Source organism: Orrella sp. JC864, from assembly GCF_037026685.1.
GTDB lineage: Bacteria > Pseudomonadota > Gammaproteobacteria > Burkholderiales > Burkholderiaceae_B > Orrella.
Window position 1 is genome coordinate 60,071 of sequence record NZ_JBANET010000011.1, and the last position, 19,678, is coordinate 79,748.

Annotated in this window: 21 protein-coding genes and 1 tRNA gene; 7 read left to right on the forward strand and 15 right to left on the reverse strand. The window is 69.2% G+C overall.

Features of this window, described 5'->3' with window-relative positions; genetic code table 11:
* Positions 1-92 precede the first annotated feature (92 nt).
* Positions 93-168: transfer RNA gene (locus V8Z80_RS11830), tRNA-Lys, on the reverse strand.
* A gap of 161 nt (positions 169-329) precedes the next feature.
* Here V8Z80_RS11830 and V8Z80_RS11835 point away from each other — a divergent pair.
* Positions 330-1,913 (forward strand): sensor domain-containing diguanylate cyclase, encoded by a 1,584-nt coding sequence (locus tag V8Z80_RS11835; RefSeq protein WP_336062098.1) that lies wholly within the window; start codon positions 330-332, stop codon positions 1,911-1,913.
* Positions 1,914-1,960: 47 nt separating this feature from the next.
* On the opposite strand, the gene V8Z80_RS11840 is transcribed toward V8Z80_RS11835, so the two are convergent.
* Positions 1,961-2,140 (reverse strand): hypothetical protein, encoded by a 180-nt coding sequence (locus V8Z80_RS11840; RefSeq protein WP_155193112.1) that lies wholly within the window; start codon positions 2,138-2,140, stop codon positions 1,961-1,963.
* An 86-nt stretch (positions 2,141-2,226) separates the two neighbouring features.
* Positions 2,227-2,436: a hypothetical protein gene (locus V8Z80_RS11845; RefSeq protein WP_155193114.1), complete on the reverse strand. Its 210-nt coding sequence runs from the start codon at positions 2,434-2,436 to the stop codon at positions 2,227-2,229.
* 234 nt (positions 2,437-2,670) lie between these two features.
* Between V8Z80_RS11845 and V8Z80_RS11850 the strand changes: the two genes are divergently transcribed.
* Both V8Z80_RS11850 and V8Z80_RS11855 read left to right on the forward strand, forming a co-directional pair.
* Entirely contained in the window at positions 2,671-3,051 is a 381-nt protein-coding gene (locus tag V8Z80_RS11850; protein ID WP_155193115.1) for a response regulator, read from the forward strand.
* Positions 3,051-3,713 carry a hypothetical protein gene (locus V8Z80_RS11855; RefSeq protein ID WP_336062099.1) on the forward strand — a complete coding sequence of 221 codons (663 nt, stop codon included), beginning with the start codon at positions 3,051-3,053 and terminating at the stop codon, positions 3,711-3,713. The genes V8Z80_RS11850 and V8Z80_RS11855 overlap by 1 nt, the downstream gene beginning before the upstream one ends.
* 70 nt (positions 3,714-3,783) lie before the next feature.
* On the opposite strand, the gene V8Z80_RS20905 is transcribed toward V8Z80_RS11855, so the two are convergent.
* The 8 genes from V8Z80_RS20905 to mdcA form a co-directional block, all read right to left on the reverse strand.
* On the reverse strand, positions 3,784-4,893 hold the full coding sequence (locus V8Z80_RS20905; RefSeq protein ID WP_442951968.1) for a hypothetical protein: 1,110 nt from the start codon (positions 4,891-4,893) through the stop codon (positions 3,784-3,786).
* A 98-nt stretch (positions 4,894-4,991) separates the two neighbouring features.
* Positions 4,992-5,912: an acyltransferase domain-containing protein gene (locus tag V8Z80_RS11870; protein ID WP_155193123.1), complete on the reverse strand. Its 921-nt coding sequence runs from the start codon at positions 5,910-5,912 to the stop codon at positions 4,992-4,994.
* The gene (gene mdcB, locus V8Z80_RS11875; protein ID WP_336062101.1) at positions 5,909-6,793 is read right to left on the reverse strand and encodes a triphosphoribosyl-dephospho-CoA synthase MdcB; all 885 of its coding nucleotides are present in this window, start codon (positions 6,791-6,793) and stop codon (positions 5,909-5,911) included. The genes V8Z80_RS11870 and mdcB overlap by 4 nt, the downstream gene beginning before the upstream one ends.
* Positions 6,787-7,506, reverse strand: a complete 720-nt coding sequence (gene mdcG, locus V8Z80_RS11880) for a malonate decarboxylase holo-[acyl-carrier-protein] synthase (protein ID WP_155193125.1) — start codon at positions 7,504-7,506, stop codon at positions 6,787-6,789. Before mdcG ends, mdcB begins: the two co-directional genes overlap by 7 nt.
* A 4-nt stretch (positions 7,507-7,510) precedes the next feature.
* A complete protein-coding gene (locus V8Z80_RS11885) occupies positions 7,511-8,212 on the reverse strand; it encodes a biotin-independent malonate decarboxylase subunit gamma (RefSeq protein WP_336062102.1) in 702 nt (233 codons plus the stop codon).
* Positions 8,213-8,224: 12 nt separating this feature from the next.
* Complete coding sequence (locus V8Z80_RS11890) at positions 8,225-9,130, reverse strand: biotin-independent malonate decarboxylase subunit beta (protein WP_442951971.1); 906 nt, start codon at positions 9,128-9,130, stop codon at positions 8,225-8,227.
* Positions 9,130-9,447 (reverse strand): malonate decarboxylase acyl carrier protein, encoded by a 318-nt coding sequence (gene mdcC / locus V8Z80_RS11895; protein ID WP_155193128.1) that lies wholly within the window; start codon positions 9,445-9,447, stop codon positions 9,130-9,132. Before mdcC ends, V8Z80_RS11890 begins: the two co-directional genes overlap by 1 nt.
* A 13-nt stretch (positions 9,448-9,460) precedes the next feature.
* Complete coding sequence (gene mdcA, locus V8Z80_RS11900) at positions 9,461-11,128, reverse strand: malonate decarboxylase subunit alpha (RefSeq protein ID WP_336062104.1); 1,668 nt, start codon at positions 11,126-11,128, stop codon at positions 9,461-9,463.
* Positions 11,129-11,252: 124 nt separating this feature from the next.
* Between mdcA and V8Z80_RS11905 the strand changes: the two genes are divergently transcribed.
* The 4 genes from V8Z80_RS11905 (at position 11,253) to V8Z80_RS11920 (ending at position 15,520) form a co-directional block, all read left to right on the forward strand.
* Entirely contained in the window at positions 11,253-11,903 is a 651-nt protein-coding gene (locus V8Z80_RS11905) for a GntR family transcriptional regulator (protein WP_336062105.1), read from the forward strand.
* Between the two features lie 155 nt (positions 11,904-12,058).
* Positions 12,059-13,138 (forward strand): alpha/beta hydrolase, encoded by a 1,080-nt coding sequence (locus tag V8Z80_RS11910; protein WP_336062106.1) that lies wholly within the window; start codon positions 12,059-12,061, stop codon positions 13,136-13,138.
* Positions 13,139-13,437: 299 nt separating this feature from the next.
* Positions 13,438-14,670 carry an amino acid ABC transporter substrate-binding protein gene (locus V8Z80_RS11915; RefSeq protein ID WP_155193133.1) on the forward strand — a complete coding sequence of 411 codons (1,233 nt, stop codon included), beginning with the start codon at positions 13,438-13,440 and terminating at the stop codon, positions 14,668-14,670.
* 13 nt (positions 14,671-14,683) lie between these two features.
* Entirely contained in the window at positions 14,684-15,520 is an 837-nt protein-coding gene (locus tag V8Z80_RS11920) for a phytanoyl-CoA dioxygenase family protein (protein ID WP_336062107.1), read from the forward strand.
* 68 nt (positions 15,521-15,588) lie between these two features.
* On the opposite strand, the gene V8Z80_RS11925 is transcribed toward V8Z80_RS11920, so the two are convergent.
* The 4 genes from V8Z80_RS11925 to V8Z80_RS11940 are packed head-to-tail and all read right to left on the reverse strand — an operon-like array spanning position 15,589 to position 19,578.
* Positions 15,589-16,626, reverse strand: a complete 1,038-nt coding sequence (locus V8Z80_RS11925) for an ABC transporter ATP-binding protein (protein ID WP_336062108.1) — start codon at positions 16,624-16,626, stop codon at positions 15,589-15,591.
* Positions 16,623-17,702 carry an ABC transporter ATP-binding protein gene (locus V8Z80_RS11930; protein WP_336062109.1) on the reverse strand — a complete coding sequence of 360 codons (1,080 nt, stop codon included), beginning with the start codon at positions 17,700-17,702 and terminating at the stop codon, positions 16,623-16,625. The genes V8Z80_RS11925 and V8Z80_RS11930 overlap by 4 nt, the downstream gene beginning before the upstream one ends.
* A gap of 2 nt (positions 17,703-17,704) precedes the next feature.
* Positions 17,705-18,625 (reverse strand): ABC transporter permease, encoded by a 921-nt coding sequence (locus V8Z80_RS11935; protein WP_336062110.1) that lies wholly within the window; start codon positions 18,623-18,625, stop codon positions 17,705-17,707.
* The gene (locus tag V8Z80_RS11940; RefSeq protein WP_155193142.1) at positions 18,625-19,578 is read right to left on the reverse strand and encodes an ABC transporter permease; all 954 of its coding nucleotides are present in this window, start codon (positions 19,576-19,578) and stop codon (positions 18,625-18,627) included. Before V8Z80_RS11940 ends, V8Z80_RS11935 begins: the two co-directional genes overlap by 1 nt.
* Positions 19,579-19,678 lie beyond the last annotated feature (100 nt).

Genomic DNA, 19,678 nt, shown 5'->3' on the forward strand with positions numbered 1-19,678 from the left:
TGCCATGCCGCCCCCCTTGGCCGAGCGAGAAAGAAAACCAGGGCAATAAAAAAGGGTTGGCAGGCGCTTGCCTGCCAACCCTTGCGAATACCTGGTGGGCTGTGAGTGGCTCGAACACTCGACCTACGGATTAAGAGTCCGCTGCTCTACCAACTGAGCTAACAGCCCGGCGCCTGGCGCGCAAAACAACAGCGCAACAAAAGCGAAGACAAAGATTATACATGTTTTAGGGGCGTGCGGGTACACTTGTTTGAAATATTCCGCCCCACGCCGCCCTGCCCCGCCAGGACTGCCCGCACCGCCACCCCGGCCCCCTTAGGATTGCCGCGATGCCTTCCCGTGCCCGCCTGCTGCGCGTCGACCTGCGGCGCCTCATCCTCTGGCTATGCATGCTTTCGGTGCTGCTGGCCGTGCTCATCAGTTTCTACGCCGGCTACCTGGTGCAACGCGACGTGCTGCTGCGCAACACGCTCGAATCGAACCGGGTCTACGCGGCCAAGCTGGCCTCGGTCACCAACCACCTGCTGGCCGATGCGCAGCATCTGCTGGCCTATAGCGTCGATATGCTGCAAGGCAGGATGGATGATGCCGGCCGCCTGGGCGCCGAAGCCATGCGGCTGCAGCAGCAAAGCCAGCATTTCGATTCGGTGGTGTTCATCGATGCGCACGCCCGCGTGCTGGCGGTCTCGCCCCCAAACACCGCGCTGGCCAACCGCGAATTGAATTCGCCCTACGCCGCGCAGGTGCTGGCCGAGCGGCGGCCCAGCATCAGCCAGCCGTACCAAGGCACCACCGGCCGCTGGCTGGTCGGCATCTCCTATCCCATATTCGGCGAGGACCAGGCCTATCTCGGCGCTGTCATCGGCACCCTCTTCCTGCACGAGCGCAACGTGCTGTACCGGCTGCTGGGGCAGCACTACTACCGCGATGGCTCCCAGCTGTATGTCGTGGACCGCAAGGGGGTGATCCTGTATCACCCCGATCCCGAGCGCATCGGTCAGCCAACCGGCCGCGATGCCATCGCCCAGGACGCCGCCAGCGGGATGGAAGGCGAGCGCCAGGCGCCCGACGCCGACGGTACGGCCATGCTGGCCGGCTTCGCCTGGATCAACAATGCCAGCTGGGGCGTGGTCGCGCAGCGCCCTACCGCCAGCACGATCGAACACGCCGGCAAGCTGCTGTGGGACACCGTGGGCATCACCCTGCCCCTGCTCAGCGTGCTGCTGCTGTCCATCTGGTGGCTATCCAAGCTGATCGCGCGCCCGCTGTGGCAACTGGCCGGCATCGCGCAGGACATGGAGCAGCGCGACACCTCCGCACGCATCGGCCAGGTGAAGTCCTGGTACTTCGAGGCGGCCCATCTGAAGAAGGCGCTGATCGCCGGCCTGGCGGCGGTGCACGACACCTTGCAGAGCCTGCGGCAGGAAAGCGCCACCGACCCGCTGACGGGGCTGGCCAACCGCCGCGGGCTGGCCCTGTCCATGCAGGGCTACCTGCAAAGCCAGCAGTGCTATGCCGTCATGGCTATCGACATCGACTTTTTCAAGCGCGTGAACGATACCTACGGGCACGACGTGGGCGACCGGGTGCTGCAGCACGTGGCCCAGGTCATACGCAAAAACTGCCGGGACTCCGACCTGCCTTGCCGGATCGGCGGCGAGGAGTTCCTGGTGGTCCTGCCGCGCGCCAGCCTGGATGATGCCCGGCGAGCAGCCCAACGGCTGCACGAGGCGCTGGCGGCTGCGCCTACGCCCACCGGCGAGACACTGACGGTTTCCATCGGGCTGGCCCACTATCCAGACACATCGGGCCATGGCGAAGCACTGCTCAAGCATGCCGATGCGGCGCTTTACCAGGCCAAGCGGGCCGGGCGCAACCGCACCGAAGTGGCAAGCCCGGCCACGCAGGCCTGACGCCACGGCGCGGCCAGGCGGGCCACGCCCAACGCCAGGCGGGCGTGTCAGGCCGGGTGGCTGCGCGCGGCCTGGTGAGCGGCCGTGCGCTGCTCCCAGAGATCGACGTATCGGGCGTAGTCGACCTCCGAAGCCTGCCCGCTGACGATGCGGATGAATACCGCCGTCACGGCGTGCGGGTCGTTGTCGGCGGGCGGACTGTCCGCACCGGTGCGTTTATCGGTCATATCCTATCTCCAGCTTGTTATGTCGGGGCGCCAGGCGGGGCTGCGCGCCTGCGCCGGCGGAAGCCAAGACGCACGCGGCGCCCGCCTCAGAAAACCGGTCCGGTATAGGCGGACAAGGCCGCCTTGCCTTCGGGCGTGATGGTGGCCATGCCCTGCTGCTGCGCCACCAGGCGGCCTGCCAGCAAGGCGCGTGCCACCTCCTGCGGGATATCCTTGCTGCGCAGGCCGCGCTGCACGGACAGGGTCTTCATCCAGCGGTATTGTTCGACGGTCAGGGTCGGGGCGGTGGTGAACATGGGCACTCCGGACTGAAACAGCGCAACGCTGCGCACTGTACCGCCTTACCTTGGCCGGGAATGCTACGCCGAAGTAACAATAATGCGCAGATGGAAAACCGGTATGCCATTTCAGGCACAATCCAGGACTGGCGCACTGCGAAAACGAGCCCCGCGCATACCGGCAGCAAACCGGCTTTCCGCCGATGACATCGGCATGCATTCCTTTCGAAGATCCAACGGCACGACACAGCGATGAATGCTCCCGATCCCATGCGAGTCCTGATCGTCGACGACAACGAGCTGGCCTCCGAACTGCTTTCCGAATTCATCACCCTGCTGGGCCACCGCGTCAGCGTGGCGGGCAGCGGCGAGCAGGCCATGGAAAAGAGCGCACAGGAAAATCCCGACATCGTCATCGTGGACATCATCCTGCCCGACCTGGACGGCTACGAACTGGCCGCGCGCCTGCGCAAGCAGCGCGAGGCTCCCCCCAGGATCGTGGCGCTCAGCGGCCTGCCCAAAAGCATGCAGCGCGAGCAGAACGGGATGTTCGATGCCTGGCTGGAAAAACCCGTGGATCTGGCCGTGCTGGAAAATATGCTTGCGCAAACCGCACAGAAAAGGAGCTTCTGATGTCCCACGCCCCCCGCAAGGCACCCGTTGCCGACGTACAAGCCGTGCAGTTCAAGGTACTGGAGCACGTGTTTCCCGTCTTGCGGCATGACGCGGTCAAGCCTATCTCCAATGCCAAGCTGGCGGCCGCCATGCTTGCGCGCTCGATGGCCGCGGCCGATGGCGCAGGCGCGCCCGACCGCGGACAACAGCTGGTGGAAGACATTGACCAGTTGCTCGACGACGGCGTGGACGCGATGCGCGGGCTGGGCGACTGGTTTGCCGATACGGGCAGCCTGGAAGACCTGCACAACCTGCTGTTCGAATGCCGCAAGCTGCTGTTTACGCACCTGCTGCTGACCGGCAAGAAGATCCAGCTGCCCGAGGAAACCGACACCCGCCGCATCGTCAAGGTCCAACCTTCGCGCTACGTGCTGCTGGCCTGGCTGCTGTACACCCTGCAGGACATGCAGCCGGGCGCCACGCTGCAGCTGGACTACGACGAAGCGGGCCGGCTGACCGCCACCGTCCGGGACGACGGCCCGGCGCCGGCGAACGCGCAGGCCGACGCCGCGCTGTCGGTGGTCACTGCCGAAGAAGCGCGGCAGGTGGCCAGCCATTACGGCTGGTCTATCGAAGGCAACCAGGGCGGCTGGCACGCCAGCGTGCCGATGATCCAATAACCGCACCGTCCGCGCCCGCGCGCGGCGCCTTGCGGGAAAGCGCCGGCGCGGCCTGCGGTGGCCGAGGGCCTTACTGGTTGCCGGGACGCTTGGTCTGGTCGCCGCGGGCCAGGTTGCGGTGCGTGGCGGTGGCTTCGATGCTTTGCGCAGGCGTGGCTTGTGCCTGGCGCTCGCTCTCGGCGACCCGGGCAGCTTCGGCCGACAGGTCCTGCTGGACCCGGTCCTGCACCGCGCCTTGCGGATCGGAACCGTAGGGCGCGCCGGTATAGGCGGTCGCCGCGGCGGTTTCCTCGCGCGCCTGCTTGACCGCCTCGGCAGCCTGGCGAACGGCTTCGGCCACCGGCAGGCGGTTCGATTGCTTGCGCGGCGCACGCGCGGCCTTGGCCGGCGCGGGGGCCTGGACCTTGGGCTTGCTCGTGGGCGCGGGCGGCAGGCCGCCGGCTTTCTTGGCGGGAGCGGCTTTTTTGGCAGCCGGCTTGACGGGCGCCTTCTTGGCAACCGGCTGCGCGGCTACCGGCTTCTTGGCGGCAGCTTTCCGGGCCGGCGCTTTCTTGGCGGCCGGCGCCTTCACCGGGGCCTTCTTGGCCGCCGTTTTCTTGACGGCAGGCTTGGCGGCAGCGGTTTTCTTGACAGCGGTTTTCTTGACAGCGGCCTTCTTGGCGGGAGCCTTGCCGGCCGCTTTTTTCGCAGCGGGCTGCTTGGCAGGCGCCGTCTTGGCTACCGCTTTCTTGGCAGCAACCTTCTTGGCAGCAACCTTCTTGACGGGTGCCTTCTTGACGGGCGCCTTCTTGGCCGGCGCTTTCTTGGCGACCACTTTCTTGGCTACGGCTTTCTTGGCTACGGCTTTCTTTGCCACGACCTTTTTGGCTACAGCCTTTTTGGCCGCGGCTTTCTGCGCAACCGCCTTCTTCGCCGGCGCAGCCTTCTTCGCCACAACCGCCTTCTTCGCCGCAACCGCCTTCTTCGCAGGGACGGCCTTCTTGGCCGGAGCAGCCTTCTTGACAGGCGCCTTCTTGACGGCGGCTTTCTTGGCGGCGGGTTTCACGGCGGCCTTGACGGCTTGCTTGCCGGCGGGAGCCTTCTTGGCCGCGCCAGCCTGCTTGGCGGCGGGGGCTTTCTTGGCGGCCGATTTGCCGGCAGCCGGTTTCTTCACAGCGGTTTTCTTGACAGTCGTAGCCATCCGGAGACCTCCTTGGCGATTGATAACGAGTTATTCAATCGCAATTGTAGAGATCATTATGCGCAGACGCTGCATCCGCACGGCGGGCATTCGCATTTTCAACGCATCGCGTCGCATTCGCGCTGCACCCATGCACGCACGCCGGACAAGGATTGGAAGTCATCGACCGATCGCGCGCGCACGTCGGCATAGCGGGCCGCCACCATGCGCGATAAGCCGTTGCCCGGTCCAAGCTCAATGAATACGCGGCATCCACGCTCGTACAAGGCGTCCATGCAGGCCGCCCATTCGATGGTCTGCGCGACCTGCCGCGACAGGCTGTCGATGGCCGCGGCAGGCGTGGCGATCCGGTCCGCGCTGATGCCGGCGATGACGGTTTTTTGCAACGCGCCGCGCATGTGCTCACGCAGCAAGGCAGATAGCGGCGCCACCGCATCGGCCAGCAAGGGCGTATGCGAAGGCACGCCCACCTTCAACACGGCAACCTGCGCGCCGGCATGTTCGGCCTGCGCCGCCAGACCGGCCAGCGCGGGCGCCGGCGCGCCCAGCACGTGCGCGTCCTCGCCGTTGACGATGGCCACGAACGCGCCATGCGCGCGGCACAAGGCCAGCGCTTGCGGGCGGCGCAAGCCGCGCACGGCCACCAGACCGCCAGGGCGCGCCGCCTGGTCCATCAGGCGCGCGCGTGCGGCCGCCACGGCCGCCAGCGCCTGCCCATCGAGCAGGCCCGCGCAGGCATAGGCCGACACCTCGCCCGCGCTGTAGCCGGCCACCGCGCTGGCCTGCTGCAGCACGTCCTGCAGCGCCTGCCAGCAGGCGTACTGCGCCAGGCAAAGCAAGGGCTGGGCGTTGCGGTTGGCATACAGCGCCTGCGGATCATCCAGCAGCGCCAGCCAGCCCGGCCCCAGCACGGTGGCGGCATGCTCGAGCACGGACCGCGCGGCGGCATCGCCGCGCAGCTTCTCGAACATGGCCGGGTGCTGGCTGCCCTGGCCCGGACACAGCACGGCCAGGCTCATGGCCGCCCCCGTGGATACCGCAGGTCCGCCGTATCGCCCTGCCAGGCATGCACGAAGCAGGCCGCCGCCAGCATGTCGGCGCTGCCGCCGGGCGAAAGACGGCGGACGCGGCAAGCCTGGTGCATGGCCTGGGCGCGGGCGAGCCAGCCGGGGGCGAAGACGCCGCCGTCCGCCAGGAACGCCCGCGCCTGGCCGCGCAGCCAATCCAGGCCCTCGCGCCCGCCGCGGTACAGCAGGTTGGTGTCCTCCAGCTGCGCCAGCAGGTGGAACAAGGCATGCAGGCGCGCCCGGCGCGGGCAGGCGCCTTGGGCCAAGGCCGTGCGCAAGGCCGGCAGCGCCAGTTCGAATACGGCAGGAAACCCTTGCAGCGCCTGGGCTCGCGCGCCGCCGGCCTGGTAGCGGGCCGCCGCCAGCATGCCGTGCGAAGGCGCGGCCGGTACCAGCCGCAGTTCGCGCGTCCAGCATCGCAGGGCTGCGCGCCAGGCCTGGTCGTCGGCGGCCGCATCCTGCGCCCAAAGCCGGCCGGCGGCCGCCGCCAGCAAGCCCAGGGCAAAGATGGCGCCGCGGTGGGTATTCACCCCGCCGGTGGCGCGCAGCATGCGCGCCTCGGCCGCCATGCCCAGGCCGCGCAGCCGGGCGAAGCCGGCCTGCTGCATGCCCGCCATCGCGATATCGGCGTAATAGCGCCGCAGCGCGAACAGGCTGCGCAGGAAAGTGGCGGCATCCATATCGTCATGGCTGCCGCTGTCGACCGGGCTGACCAGCCCCGGCTTGGGATACAGCGCCAGCTCGGCGTACAGGCTGCGCAACGCCAGCCGGCTCAGGCGCTGCGCAGCCGCGGCGCAAGCCGGCGCAAGCGGGCTGGGCTGCGCGTTCAGCATGCCGGCGCCTCGTGCGCGGCGGCCGGCAAGGCCGGCATCATCCGGCGCAAGGCGCACACCGGCAGCAGCGCGGCGCCCTGGAACCGCTTGACCAGGACCTGCGCCCGCGGGTCGTCATGCCGCGTCGCGCGCTGCCATTCGCGCCAGGACACCGCGCTATCGGCGCCGAAGACCAGCTCGCCGTCGACGGCGATGCCGCAGCCGGCCTGCCAGCGGGCCAGCAGCGCGCAGGCGGCCGCGCATCGCTCGGCATCGCCGGCGTGCCAGAGCAGATCCAGGTCGGAGCCGGCTTGCACATACTGCATGCCGGTCAGCCGCTGCCACGCCAGCGAACCGAACACGCGCAGCGGCAGGCCGATCCGCCCGGCCTGCGCCTGCAGCGCGGCCAGCGGGCCCCGCCATGCGGGCGGCGCCGCGGCGGCCGCCTGTTCCAGCGGCAGGGCCTGGGCGCGGCGCGCAACCCAATCGCGGCGCACGCGCAGCGCGATGCGGCGCTTGCCCTGGGCCGGCGGCAGCGGCAGGCCGGCGGCCCACCAGCGTGGGTCCAGCCCTTCGGGCTGGCGGCCGAGCACGACCGGCCGGCCCTGCGCCAGCCAAGGCTCGATCACGTCGGCATCAGCCGCGTTGCCGGCCGCCCGCAAGGGGCCGGCCAACGCCGCGGCCGCCCCGGGCAGCAGCCAGAGCAAATCGTGGCGAGCCGGCGGCGTGGTCATGGCGTCAGGCCCGGTCGCGGATGCCGGCGATGATCTCGTGCGCCAGCCTGCGGCCGCCGCGCGCCTGGCCCAGGGCGGCGCGGCCGTCCTGGGGCGTGGCGCGCGCCCAGGCGTCGTCCAGCGCCTGGCCCAGGTCGCCCTCCCACAGGCCGTCGATGGCGCCCATGCTGACGTAGTTCTGCGCGCCGGGCGCGAACACCGGCGAGCTGCCGCTCAGTTCGCGCAGCCGGCCTTCGTCCAGCCGCGTCACGCGCGCCATGGCCGGCAGGTTCATCACGCGGATCTCGGCCTGGGGCAAGGCGGCGCACAGGTCGGCCGCCATGCCGTTGGGCAGGAAGCCGCCGGACAGCGCCTGGCTGTACACCAGTCCCAGCACGCGATGGCCTTGCCGGCGGGCGGCCTCGACGCATTTGCACAAATGGGACATGTAGCGGTTCAGGCCCAGCAGTTCGTCGCGATGGCGCAGCCGCTGCCCCTGGGTATCGACCAGGAACAGGATGGGGCGCCCCGGGAACGCCTCGATGGTGCGCAGCACCGCGCCTGCCATGGCCAGGGCCAGCTCCACGCCCACTTCGGCATGGTTGGCGGTGCCTATCACCGCATACTCGCGCCCGGGCCGCCGGCCCGTGCCGTGCAGGAAATCGCCTTGCTGCGCGATATCGTGGCCCGCGCTAAACAGCCTGTCGGCCAGTTCTTGCCATTGCATCTCGGGTTCCTCCTAGCGCGCGCGGCGGGTTTGCGCCGCCTGCAGGAAATCGGCGCACTCCAGCACAGGCACCTGTTCGGGCTGCTCCCAGCCCAGCGCCTGCCAGATGTCCAGGCCATCGCCCGCCTGGCCGAAGCGTTCGAGCCTGGCCTGCAGCAAGGCATGCTCGGCCTGCACGGCCTGCAGCGAAAAACCGGGGCACGCCTGCCCGGCATCCTGCAGCAGGGCCGACAGCGCGGCGCGGAAGTGGGCGATATCGTCCTCGACCAGTTGCTGGCAATCGCCCAGCAGGTAGCGGTGCTTGCCGCCCACCGTGCGCCAGACCTTGGCGCGGTCGCGCGAGTCGAACTCCTCGACGCCGCGCGATGTCTCGATCACCTCGGGGCCGGACAGGCCCAGCCGTCCTTGCTCGCTCATGACGATGGCGTCCACGCCGCTGACGGCGATGCCCATGCCGCCGAAGCAGCCGTAGCGCCCGCCGATGGCCGCCAGGACCCGCACGCCCGCCGCGCGCGCCGTCAGGATGGCGCGCATGATTTCCGAGACGGCGATCAGGCCGGCATTGGCCTCTTGCAGGCGCACGCCGCCGGTCTCCAGCAATAGCAGCACGCCATGCGGGCGGCCTTCGCCGGCCAGCCGCTCGGCGCGCTGCAGCAGGCCGACGATCTTGGCGCCATGCACCTCTCCCACCGCCCCGCCCATGAACTCGCCCTCCTGCGCGGCAAGCAGCACCGGGCGGCCATCGAGCCGGCCCTCGCCCACCACCACGCCGTCATCGAAGGCCACCGGCAGGTCCAGCGTTTGCAAGTGCGGACTGACGCGGCGCTCGGCCGGCCCCATCAGTTCGCGAAAGCTTGACGGATCCAGCAGGCCGGCGATGCGCTCGCGCGCCGAGGCTTCGTAGTAGCTGCGCCGGATCATGCCGCACCTCCCTGGCGATAGGCCAGCACCGCCTGGTCCAGCCGCAGGTTGACGATGGCCGGCGTGGCGCCATTGTCGTTGATCGAGATGCGCACATCGGCCAGGCGGTGGCGCGCGAAGAAGTCGTCCATGACAGCCTGCCAGATCTGGCCGAAGCCGCGCGCGGCGGTGTCGATGGCCACCTCGCAGGCGCCGTCCAGCTCGGCCGGCTCGATCAGGATCTCCAGGTTGCCCGAGGCGACCACGCCCACCAGCTGGGCGCTGGCGCGGGCCACGGGCTGGCCCCCTTCATAGCGATAGTTCAGTTGTTCCATGTGCGCTGCACCCCTACCAGTTCCTGAAACGCTTGGGCGGCTGGTACAGGCCGCCGGAGGCCCGCACCAGGTCCTTGATCGAACGGGCGGCCAGCAGGTCGCGCGTGGCCAGGCGCGGATCGACGCCCAGGTCGGCGGGCCGGCGGATCACGCCCCGGTCGCGCAGGTTCTCGACCATGGCGCGGTCGCGCGCCAGGCCCACCGGCGTATAGCCGGCCACCCCGCGGATGGCTTGCTCGCGCTCTTGCGCGTTGCGGCACAGCAGCAGGTTGGCGATGCCTTCCTCGGTCAGGATGTGCGTGACGTCATCGCCATAGATCATGACCGGCGGCAGGTCCATGCCCATGTCTTCGGCCAGCTGCCAGGCGTCCAGGTTTTCGACGAAGGCCGGCGCCATGTGTTCACGGAAGGTCTCGACCATCTGCACCACCAGCTTCTGGCCGCGCGGCATGGCGCCGCCGCGGGCCTGCCGGGCCTGCTCGCCGGCCTTGAGCCAGGCCGGACTGGCGTGGCGGCGCCCGCGCGCGTCCGCGCCCATGTTGGAAGCGCCGCCAAAGCCGGCGATGCGCCCGCGGGTGGCCGTCGAACTGTTGCCCTGCAGGTCGATCTGCAGCGTGGAGCCGATGAACATGTCGCAGGCGTAGTGGCCGGCCGCCTGGCACAGGGCCCGGTTGCTGCGCATGCTGCCGTCCGCGCCGGTAAAGAACACGTCCGGGCGCGCGGCCACGTAGCCTTCCATGCCCAGCTCCGAACCGAAGGAATGCACCGATTCGACAAAGCCGGCCTCGATGGCCGGGATCAGCGCCGGGTGCGGGTTCAGCGCCCAGTGGCGGCAGATCTTGCCCTTGAGCCCCAGCGATTCGGCATAGGTGGGCAGCAGCAGTTCGATGGCCGCCGTATCGAAGCCGATGCCGTGGTTGAGCCGCTGCACGCCGTATTCGGCATAGATGCCCTTGATGGCCATCATGGCCATGAGCACCTGGATTTCGGAGATCAGCGCCGGGTCGCGCGTGAACAGGGGTTCGATGAAATGCGGCCGCGGGCTTTGCACCACGAAATCCACCTGCCCGCCAGGGATGTCCACGCGCGGCACGGCGTCCACCACCTGGTTGACCTGGGCGATGACGATGCCGCGCCGAAAAGCGGTGGCCTCGACGATGACCGGCGTGTCCTCGGTATTGGGCCCGGTATAGAGGTTGCCCTGCGCATCGGCGGCCTGCGCCGCCACCAGGCTCACGCGCGGGGTCAGGTCGATGAAGTAGCGCGAGAACAGTTCCAGGTAGGTATGGATGGCGCCGATCTGGATGCGGCGCTGCTCGACCAGGCGCGCCAGCCGCAGGGCCTGCGGCCCCGAGAAGGAGAAATCGAGCCGCGCGGCGATGCCGCGCTCGAATACGTCCAGGTGCTCGGGCAGCGCCAGCACCGATTGCACCATGTGCAGGCCGTGGACTTGCCGCGGGTCCAGGCCCGCCAGCGCCTGCGCGAGGAAATCGGCCTGCTTCTGGTTATTGCCCTCCAGGCAGACGCGGTCGCCCGGCTCCAGTATGGCCGCCAGCAATTCGGGCAGTTGCCCGGCCTGGACCACCTTGCCGCCGTGGCCCAGCGCCTGCGCCGCCCGCGAAAGGCGCGCCTGGCGGTTGCGCACCGACAGATCCCATTGCTTTTGCCCTTCGGGGGCCATGGCCGCTCCTTCTATGTGTACGCCGTCTGAATTCTTGTATACACAGTAGATCTTTTTTTATACAAAATCAAGACAGCATGGCTTAAGATGGGGCTTCCATTCCAAGCTAGATAGAGCCGGTCTCTTGAACAAACGCCGCTCCGAGTCCCTGCGCGAAGCGCTGGAAGAAATGATCGCCATGGGCGAACTGGCCCCCGGCCAGCATCTGGACGAAAGCGAACTGGCCGCGCGCTTCGGCGTCTCGCGCACGCCCATCCGCGAAGCCCTCATACAGCTCGATGCCGAAGGCATCATCCAGATCCGGCCCAGGCGCGGGGCGGTCGTGGCCCAGGCCAGCCCGGCCCGGCTGGTGGAAATGTTCGAAGTCATGGCCGAACTGGAATCCATGTGCGCGCGCCTGGCGGCCCGGCGCATGGACGCGGCCGACCACCTCGCGCTGCAGGCCGCGCACCGTGCCTGCCAGGCCTCGCGCGACGCCCGCGATCCGGACGAGTATTACTACCGCAACGAGGCTTTTCACCGGACCCTCTATGCGGGCAGCCGCAACCAGTTCCTGATCGAGGAAGCCGAGCGCCTGCACCGGCGCCTGCGCCCCTACCGCCGCCTGCAGCTGCGGGTGCGCGATCGCGTCGCGACTTCCTACGGCGAACACGAGGCCATCGTACAGGCCTTGCTTGCCGGCGACGCCGAACAAAGCGCCCGGCTGGCCCGCGACCACGTGCTGATCCAGGGCCAGCGTTTTGCCGACCTGATCGCCTCCCTGCCGCAACGCTGAGACGCCCGCGCCGGATACATGGTGCTACGCACCGCTACACCCGGCCCCACTTTCGCGCCAGCCCCCATGCCAAGGTATGCGCATGGCGCCCCGGCGCATGCCGGGCCACGCGGGACCGGCGGGCCAGGGTAGACCCAAGAGAGAAGGAGAACCTCATGAGCATCATGGACACCGTCAAGTCGGCCATGGGCCTGAATCCCATCCATCACGCCGACCTGGACATGCAGCGGGTGCTGGACGCCCTGGACGGGCTGGATCCCAAGCCCCTGCACAGGCTCACGCCCGAAGAGGCACGCCGCCAGCCCACGCCCGCCGACGCGGTCCGGCACCTGATGCGGCAGGAAAACATCGCGCCGCCGGCCGATACGCTGCAGGTCGAGGACATCGCCATTGCCGACGCCGCGGGCGGCGCCAACCCGGCGCGGGTCTACCGGCCCGCGGGCCAGGGGCCCCTGCCGGTCATCCTGTACTTTCACGGCGGCGGCTGGGTCATTGCCGACCTGGACACCTACGACGCCACGCCGCGGGCGCTGGCCATGCAGACCGGCGCCATCGTCGTGTCGGCCCACTACCGGCAGGCGCCCGAGCATAAATTCCCCGCCGCCCATGAAGATGCCTGCGCGGCCTATGCCTGGCTGCTGCAAAACGCCGCCGGGCTGGGCGCCGACCCGGCCCGCATCGCCCTGGCGGGCGAGAGCGCCGGCGCCAACCTGGCCATCAACGTCGCCATCCATGCGCGCGACCAGGGCCTGCAGGCCCCCTTGTACCAGGTGCTGGTCTATCCGCTCGCCAATATGGATACCGATACCGAGTCCTACCACGACAGCTCCAATGCCCGGCCGCTGGGCAAGGAGGCCATGCTGTGGTTCCTGGAGCACGCGACCGCTACCGACCAGGATAGGCAAAGCCCGCTGCTGCGCGTGCTGGACGCGCGGCTCCAGGGCCTGCCGGCCGCCACCGTCATCACCGCCGGGATCGACCCGCTGCGCACCGAGGGCGAACAGCTCGCCCATGCCTTGACCGAGGCCGGCGTGCCGGTCACGCACAAGGGTTTCGCCGGCGTCACGCACGAGTTCTTCGGCATGGCGCCGGTGCTGGAAGCGGCGCGCCAGGCCCAGGCCCTGGTTTGCGAGCACCTCAGGCGCGCCCTCCAAGGCACGGGCGGCGCCGCCGGGCCGGCAGACGGCGCGGCCCCGGTGCCGCCGAACGAGACCGGCAAGGCGCCGCCGATGTAGCCCGCCCCATTTAGGTGGCCTACCACCTATCTGCCGCATATCGGTGCGTTTTCCGCCCCGCGGCTGTGCATGGACGGCCGCTGGCGCATACCCAAAAAAGAGGTACACCACCCATATTTCAAAAGCCGCTGGGCCGCGCCAGCATTGGGATTGCGGCCCGTCGCGCCGCCCCTGCGCGCTGAACCGCCAGCACACTGGCACGCTTATTGCATGACCCGCAGCCTGGCGGCACGGGGCCGCCAGGCGGCCGGGGCGCGCAGAAAAACGCCCTTTTCGCCAGACACGAGAAGGGGACCTTCATGCAGCATCCCGCAGCGACACCTGCCTGTTCCCGGGCGCGCTCCCTGGCCCGCGCAGCCGTCCTGGCGCTGGCCGCGGCCAGCCTGCTGGCCAGCGCCCGCGCCCTGGCCGTCCAGCCCTTGCGCATCGGCGCCCCGCTGGCCCTGAGCGGCGGCCTGGCCGACGAAGGCAAGAAACAACAGACCGCCTACCAGCTATGGCTGGAGCGCATCCAGGCCCAGGGCGGCATTCGGGTTGGCGCCGAAAAGGTGCCGGTCGAGCTGGTTACCTATGACTACCAATCCGACGAAAAACGCGCGCAGCAGCTGGCCGAGCGCCTGATCACCCAGGACCGCGTGGACTTCATGACCGCGCCCTTCGGTTCGGGCCACGCCAAGGTGGTGGCCGGCGTGGCCGAACGCTACGGCGTGCCGGTGATCGCGGTGGCCTCCAGCGAGCCGGTGCACAACCAGGGCTACAAGCACCTGTTCGGCACCCTTGCCCCGTCGGTCGGGCTGGTCGACGCCATGATCGGCCACTTCCAGCAAAACAAGGACGACCTGAAAACCATCGCGGTGCTCGGGCGCGACGATGTGTTTCCCAAGGTGATGGCCGCCACCATGCGCGCCCAGGCCGCCAAGGCCGGCATAGAGGTCGTCTACGAATCGCTCTATCCGGTCGGCACCATGGACTTCAGCGCCGCGCTGACCGCCATCAAGGCAGCCAGGCCCGACTGGATCTACGTCACCGGCTACACCAGCGACCTGATCCTGGCACGCAAGCAAATGGCCGACCTGGACGTGACCGCCCCTATCGTCACCATGATCACCGGCCCGGCCTATCGGGAATTCGTGGACGGCCTGGGTCCGCTGGCCGAGAACGTCACCAGCGCCACCTGGTGGCATGCGTCGCAAACCTACGAGGCCGACGACGTGTTCGGCAGCACGCAGGCCTTTGCCCAGGCGGTGCGCGAGCGCACCGGCGCCGACCCCGATTACGTATACGCCTCCTCGGCCGCGGCCCTGGTGGTACTGCAAAAGGCCATCGAGCAGGCCGGCACGCGCGAGCGGGCCAAGGTGCGCGATGCGCTGGCGGCCCTGGACGTGGACACGTTCTACGGCCCGGTGAAATTCCGCGAAGACGGCATGAACATGAACCGCAACCTGCCTATCATCCAGGTCCAGGACGGCAGGCCGGTGGTGCTTTTCCCTGCCGAGATGCAGCAGGCGACGCTGCGTCTGGGCATGAAATAGACAGGAGATGACGATGCCCAGGTACCTGAGCGACGAGCAGGTCGCTTTCTTTCGCAGCCAGGGATATGCGTATCCCTTCGACGCCATCGACAAGCAGCAGGCCGTGCGCCTGCGGGCGCTGATCGAGGACTACGAGCGGCAAAGCGGCCACGACGCCAACCGCACGCTCAAGATCAAGGGCCACCTGGCCTTTCCCGCCCTGGTGGAGCTGGGCCGCAACCCGCGCATCCTGGACGCGGTCCAGGACCTGATCGGGCCGAACATCCTGCTGTTCGGCGCCTCGATCTTCGCCAAGGACGGCGGCGATCCCCGCTACGTCTCCTGGCACCAGGATTCGGCCTATTTCGGCCTGTCACCGCACGAGGAAGTCACCGCCTGGGTCGGCCTGACCGACGCCACCGAGCAGAACGGCTGCCTGCGCGTGCTGCCGGGCTCGCACGTGGGACCGGACTACCGCCATGAGGAAACCTACGCGCCGGACAACATGCTGGCCAAGGGCCAGTCGCTGCTGGGCATAGACGAGAGCCTGGCGGTGTCCATGCCGGTAGAGGCCGGCCAGTTCTCGCTGCACCATGAGCGCACGGCGCACAGCTCGCTGCCCAACCGCAGCGGCGGGCGCCGCATCGGCTTTGCCTTCTTCTACATCCCCACGCACGTCAAGTCGCTCAAGGGCCGGGGGCAGGCGACGCTGGTGCGGGGCGTGGACGAATACGGCTATTGGGATCCGGACGTGCTGCCCGGCCGCGACTTGGACCCGGCCGCGATGCGGCAGCTGCAAGCCGCCTGGGGCAGCTACAAGGACGGCAAGGTCCTGCAGGCCGCGGACATGGCCGGACAGGCTGCAGGCTGAAGGCCGGGCCTGGCGGGCGCAAGCGCGCAATGGGCGAGCCGGGCGCGGATCCGCGCGCCGTCCCAAGCCTAGGCGCTCGCCGGCTCCTGCGCGTGCGTCTGGTCCAGCCGGATGCAGCGCGCCGCGTGCCCGGGGCCGACCGGCGCCATCGCCGGCACCGCGGCCCGGCAGGCGTCGAGCGCCAGCAGACAGCGGTCGGCGAACGAACACCCCGGCGGCAGCGCCGCCAGGTCCGGCGGCGAGCCGGCGATGGTCTGCAGCCGCGTGCCCTTGGCCATGGCGCCGTGCGCCCGGCTGCGCAGCAGCGCCAGCGTATAGGGATGGCGAGGCGCGCGCAGCAGCTGCGCCATGCTGCCCTGCTCCACGATGCGCCCGCCGTACATGACGGCCACGCGGTCGGCGATCTCGGCTGCCGCGCCGATGTCGTGCGTGACGAAGATGATCGACAGCCCAAGCTCCTGCTGCAATTCGCGCAGCAGCAGCAGGATCTGGATCTGCACGGTGGCATCGAGCGCCGTGGTCGGCTCGTCAGCCAGCAGGAGCTTGGGATTGCAGGACAGGGCCAGCGCGATCATGGCCCGCTGGCGCATGCCGCCGGACATCTCGTGCGGGTAGGCGTCCAGCCGGCGCCGCGGGCTGGGAATGCGCACCCGCTCGAACAGCGCCAGGGCGCGCGCGCGGGCCGCCTCGCGGGATAGTCCCTTTTCGTGCCTGCGCATCATCTCGACCATCTGCGCGCCCACCGTGTAGACCGGGTCCAGCGCCAGCAGGGGCTCCTGGAACACCATGGACACCACCGGCCCGCGGCAGGCCGCCAGCTGGGCCGCGTCCATGGCCAGCACGTCGCGCCCGTCCAGCAAGATGCTGCCGCCGACACGGGTGCGCCGGGGCGGATGCAGGCGCATCAGGGTGCGCAGCGTCACGCTCTTGCCCGAACCGGACTCGCCGATCAGCGCCACGGTCTGCCCGCGCGCCACGTCCAGGTCCACGCCGTTCAGCGCCCGGATCACCTTGCCCGGCGCATGGAAAGCCACATTCAGGTCGCGCAGGCTGACCAGCGGCCCATCGGCCGTCAGGGCGGGGACATCGTTCGGCACGGCGCTCATGGCTGGGCTCCTTCCTGGGCGGCCAGCTCGCGGGCGGCCGGATGACCGCTGCCGGACTCGTACATCAGGCAGCGGGTGGCGTGGCCCTGCCGCTCGCGCAGCACGGGTGCGCGCTGGGCACAGACCGGCTGCGCATGGGGGCAGCGCGTATGGAACCGGCATCCCGAAGGCGGATCGATGGGATTGGGCGGATCTCCCGCCAGCGGCGCCTCGGTGGTGCGCTGGGCCGGGTCCATGGCCGGCATGGACTTGAGCAGCGCGCGCGTATAGGGATGGCGCGCCCGCGCGAACACCTCCTGGACCGCGCCGATCTCCACCACCTCGCCCAGGTACATGACCATGACGCGGTCCGAGACGTACTGCACCACGTTCAGGTCGTGGCTGATGAACATATACGTCAGGCCGAAGTCGCGCTTGAGGTCCAGCAGCAGGTTCAGCACCTGCGCCTCGACCGACTTGTCCAGGGCCGAGACGGCCTCGTCCAGGATCACCAGCCTCGGGCCCAGCGCCAGGGCGCGCGCGATGTTCACCCGCTGGCGCTGCCCGCCCGAGAGCTCGTGCGGGTAGCGCCCGGCAAACCGCTGCGGCGCCAGGCCCACGCGTTCGAGCAGGTCGCGCGCCCGGCCCACGGCCTGCCGCGCGGGCATGCCATGCACCATCGGGCCGAAGGCAATGGAGTCCTCGATGGTCATGCGTGGGTTCAGCGAAGAATAGCTGTCCTGGAACACCATCTGGGTCTGGCGGCGGAACTGGCGCAGCGGCAAGGCGCGCGATCCGACGGTCTCGCCGTCGAACACCAGCTCGCCCCGGTCCTGCGCGATCAACTGCATGACCAGGCGCGCGGTGGTCGACTTGCCGCAGCCGGACTCGCCCACCACGCCCAGGGTCTCGCCCTTGCGCACCTCGAAATCCACCCCGTCCACGGCCCGCACCGCCGCGCCCGGGCCGCGCTTGAACAGGGCTTTTTTCAGCGCGAAATGCTTGACCAGGCCATGCACGCGCAACAGCGGCTGCATCGGCCCGCCGCGGTCTGCGGGCTCGCCGGACAGGCTGGGCAGGGATACGGCTGCTTGCATGCTCACTCCTTGACTTCCATGGCCGAGCGCAGGCCATCGGACAACAGGTTGAACGAGATCGATGTCATGAAGATCATCACGCCGGGCAGGGCCGCCACCCAGGGCTGGGTATAGATGGCGGTGCGCAGCGTATTGAGCATCAGCCCCCATTCGGGCTCGGGCGGCCGCACGCCCAGGCCCAGGAAGGACAACCCCGAGGCCAGGATCATCGATACGGAGATCAGGCTGGTGGCGTAGACGAAGATCGGGCCCATCACGTTGGAAAGCACGTGCGCCCGCACGATGGTCAACGCCCCGGCGCCGCTGGCGCGCGCGGCGTCCACGTAATCGCTGCGCCGCACCTGGGTGGTCACGCTTTCGGCCACCCGCGCCAGCGGCGGAATGAACACGATGGTCAGCGAGATCAGCGCGTTGGTGATGCCCGCGCCCAGCGCCCCGGACAGGGCGATGGCCAGCAGCACCGACGGGAAGGCGTAGAGCACGTCGATGGTGCGCATGATGGCGGTGTTGACCAGCCCGCCGGCATAGCCGGCCAGGATGCCGATGGCGCTGCCGATGACAAAGGCCGCCAGCACCGGCGTGATGCCCATGAACAGCGACAGGCGCGCGCCCAGCATCAGCCGCGAGAGCATGTCCCGGCCCAGCTCGTCCGAGCCCAACGGATAGCCTTCGGTGCCGATGGGCCGCAGCCGCCGCAGCATCGAGGCCTGGAAAGGATCGGCCGGCGTGATCCAGGGCGCCAGCACGGCCATCAGGATCAACCCCAGGATGACCAGGCCGGCGAACACGGCCAGCGGGTCGCGGGCAAAGCGCCGCGCCACGTTGCGCCAGTAGCCGCTGGAGCGCTCGTACGCCCCGGCCGGCGCCGGGCCGGCGCCTTGCACGGCCAGGGCCGGATCGCTTGAATTCGGAAGTGCGCTCATCAGGCCCTCTCTATGCGCGGATCGAACAGGCTTTGCAGGATGTCCACCAGCAGGTTCAGCGCCACGAAGAACAGCGCCAGCACCAGGATGGTTCCTTGCAGCAGCGGCAGGTCGCGCTGGAAGATGGCCGTGTTCAGCAGAAAGCCGGTGCCCGGCCACGAGAACACGGTCTCGATCAGGATCGAGCCGCCCAGCAGGTAGCCCAGCTGCAGGCCCATTACCGCCAGCGCCGTCGGCGCGCAATTCTTGACGACGTGGCGGAACACGCCGGCGTCGGACAGCCCGCGCGCGCGCAGGCCCACCACGAACTCCTGCGACAGCGTCTCGGCCACCAGGGCCCGCACGGTGCGCGCGATGATGCCCATGGGAATGACCGACATGGTCACCGCCGGCAGGATCAGGTGCCTGACGTGCGCCCAATCGAAGGCCCAGTCCGAGGAGCCGCCCGGGCCGGCGCCGGTGGGCGGCAGCCACATCAGCTGGGTCGAGAAAATGATGACCAGCACCATGCCCAGCCAATAGTGCGGCACGCTCACGCCCACCACCGACAGGAAGGAAGCGGCCCGGTCGATGAAGGAATTGCGGTAGTAGCCGGCCACGAAGCCGAACAGGCAGCCGAAGAAGAACCCGATCAGCGTGGCCACGCAGGCCAGGATCAGCGTATTGCCCACGGCGTTGAACACTTCCAGCGCAACCGGCCGGCCCGAGGCGATGGAGGTGCCCAGGTCGCCTTGCAGGGCGCGCCAGACCCAGGCGGCGAATTGTTCGGGATAGGAGCGGTCAAAACCGTACAGCTGCATGAGCTGGCGTTGCAGGTCCACCGAGGCGTCCGGCGGCAGGATGGAGACCAGCGGATCGCCTGGCGAAAGGTGCACCAGCATGAAACAGAGCAGCGCCACTCCGAGCATGATGGGTACCGTGTAGGCGATGCGCCTGGCTATGTACTGGATCATGGGCTATGCGTTGGACGGTTGCGGCGCGGGCGCGGCGCGTGGCCGCGCCCGTGCATGTTGCGGGAAAAACGCGGGCGGCCCGGCCAGCCGGGCCGCGCCG

Coding starts and splice junctions, on each gene's coding strand:
- V8Z80_RS11835 (WP_336062098.1), top strand. CDS start 330: ATGCCTTCCCGTGCCCGCCTGCTGCGCGTCGACCTGCGGCGCCTCATC.
- V8Z80_RS11840 (WP_155193112.1), bottom strand. CDS start 2,140: ATGACCGATAAACGCACCGGTGCGGACAGTCCGCCCGCCGACAACGAC.
- V8Z80_RS11845 (WP_155193114.1), bottom strand. CDS start 2,436: ATGTTCACCACCGCCCCGACCCTGACCGTCGAACAATACCGCTGGATG.
- V8Z80_RS11850 (WP_155193115.1), top strand. CDS start 2,671: ATGAATGCTCCCGATCCCATGCGAGTCCTGATCGTCGACGACAACGAG.
- V8Z80_RS11855 (WP_336062099.1), top strand. CDS start 3,051: ATGTCCCACGCCCCCCGCAAGGCACCCGTTGCCGACGTACAAGCCGTG.
- V8Z80_RS20905 (WP_442951968.1), bottom strand. CDS start 4,893: ATGGCTACGACTGTCAAGAAAACCGCTGTGAAGAAACCGGCTGCCGGC.
- V8Z80_RS11870 (WP_155193123.1), bottom strand. CDS start 5,912: ATGAGCCTGGCCGTGCTGTGTCCGGGCCAGGGCAGCCAGCACCCGGCC.
- mdcB (WP_336062101.1), bottom strand. CDS start 6,793: ATGCTGAACGCGCAGCCCAGCCCGCTTGCGCCGGCTTGCGCCGCGGCT.
- mdcG (WP_155193125.1), bottom strand. CDS start 7,506: ATGACCACGCCGCCGGCTCGCCACGATTTGCTCTGGCTGCTGCCCGGG.
- V8Z80_RS11885 (WP_336062102.1), bottom strand. CDS start 8,212: ATGCAATGGCAAGAACTGGCCGACAGGCTGTTTAGCGCGGGCCACGAT.
- mdcC (WP_155193128.1), bottom strand. CDS start 9,447: ATGGAACAACTGAACTATCGCTATGAAGGGGGCCAGCCCGTGGCCCGC.
- mdcA (WP_336062104.1), bottom strand. CDS start 11,128: ATGGCCCCCGAAGGGCAAAAGCAATGGGATCTGTCGGTGCGCAACCGC.
- V8Z80_RS11910 (WP_336062106.1), top strand. CDS start 12,059: ATGAGCATCATGGACACCGTCAAGTCGGCCATGGGCCTGAATCCCATC.
- V8Z80_RS11915 (WP_155193133.1), top strand. CDS start 13,438: ATGCAGCATCCCGCAGCGACACCTGCCTGTTCCCGGGCGCGCTCCCTG.
- V8Z80_RS11920 (WP_336062107.1), top strand. CDS start 14,684: ATGCCCAGGTACCTGAGCGACGAGCAGGTCGCTTTCTTTCGCAGCCAG.
- V8Z80_RS11925 (WP_336062108.1), bottom strand. CDS start 16,626: ATGAGCGCCGTGCCGAACGATGTCCCCGCCCTGACGGCCGATGGGCCG.
- V8Z80_RS11930 (WP_336062109.1), bottom strand. CDS start 17,702: ATGCAAGCAGCCGTATCCCTGCCCAGCCTGTCCGGCGAGCCCGCAGAC.
- V8Z80_RS11935 (WP_336062110.1), bottom strand. CDS start 18,625: ATGAGCGCACTTCCGAATTCAAGCGATCCGGCCCTGGCCGTGCAAGGC.
- V8Z80_RS11940 (WP_155193142.1), bottom strand. CDS start 19,578: ATGATCCAGTACATAGCCAGGCGCATCGCCTACACGGTACCCATCATG.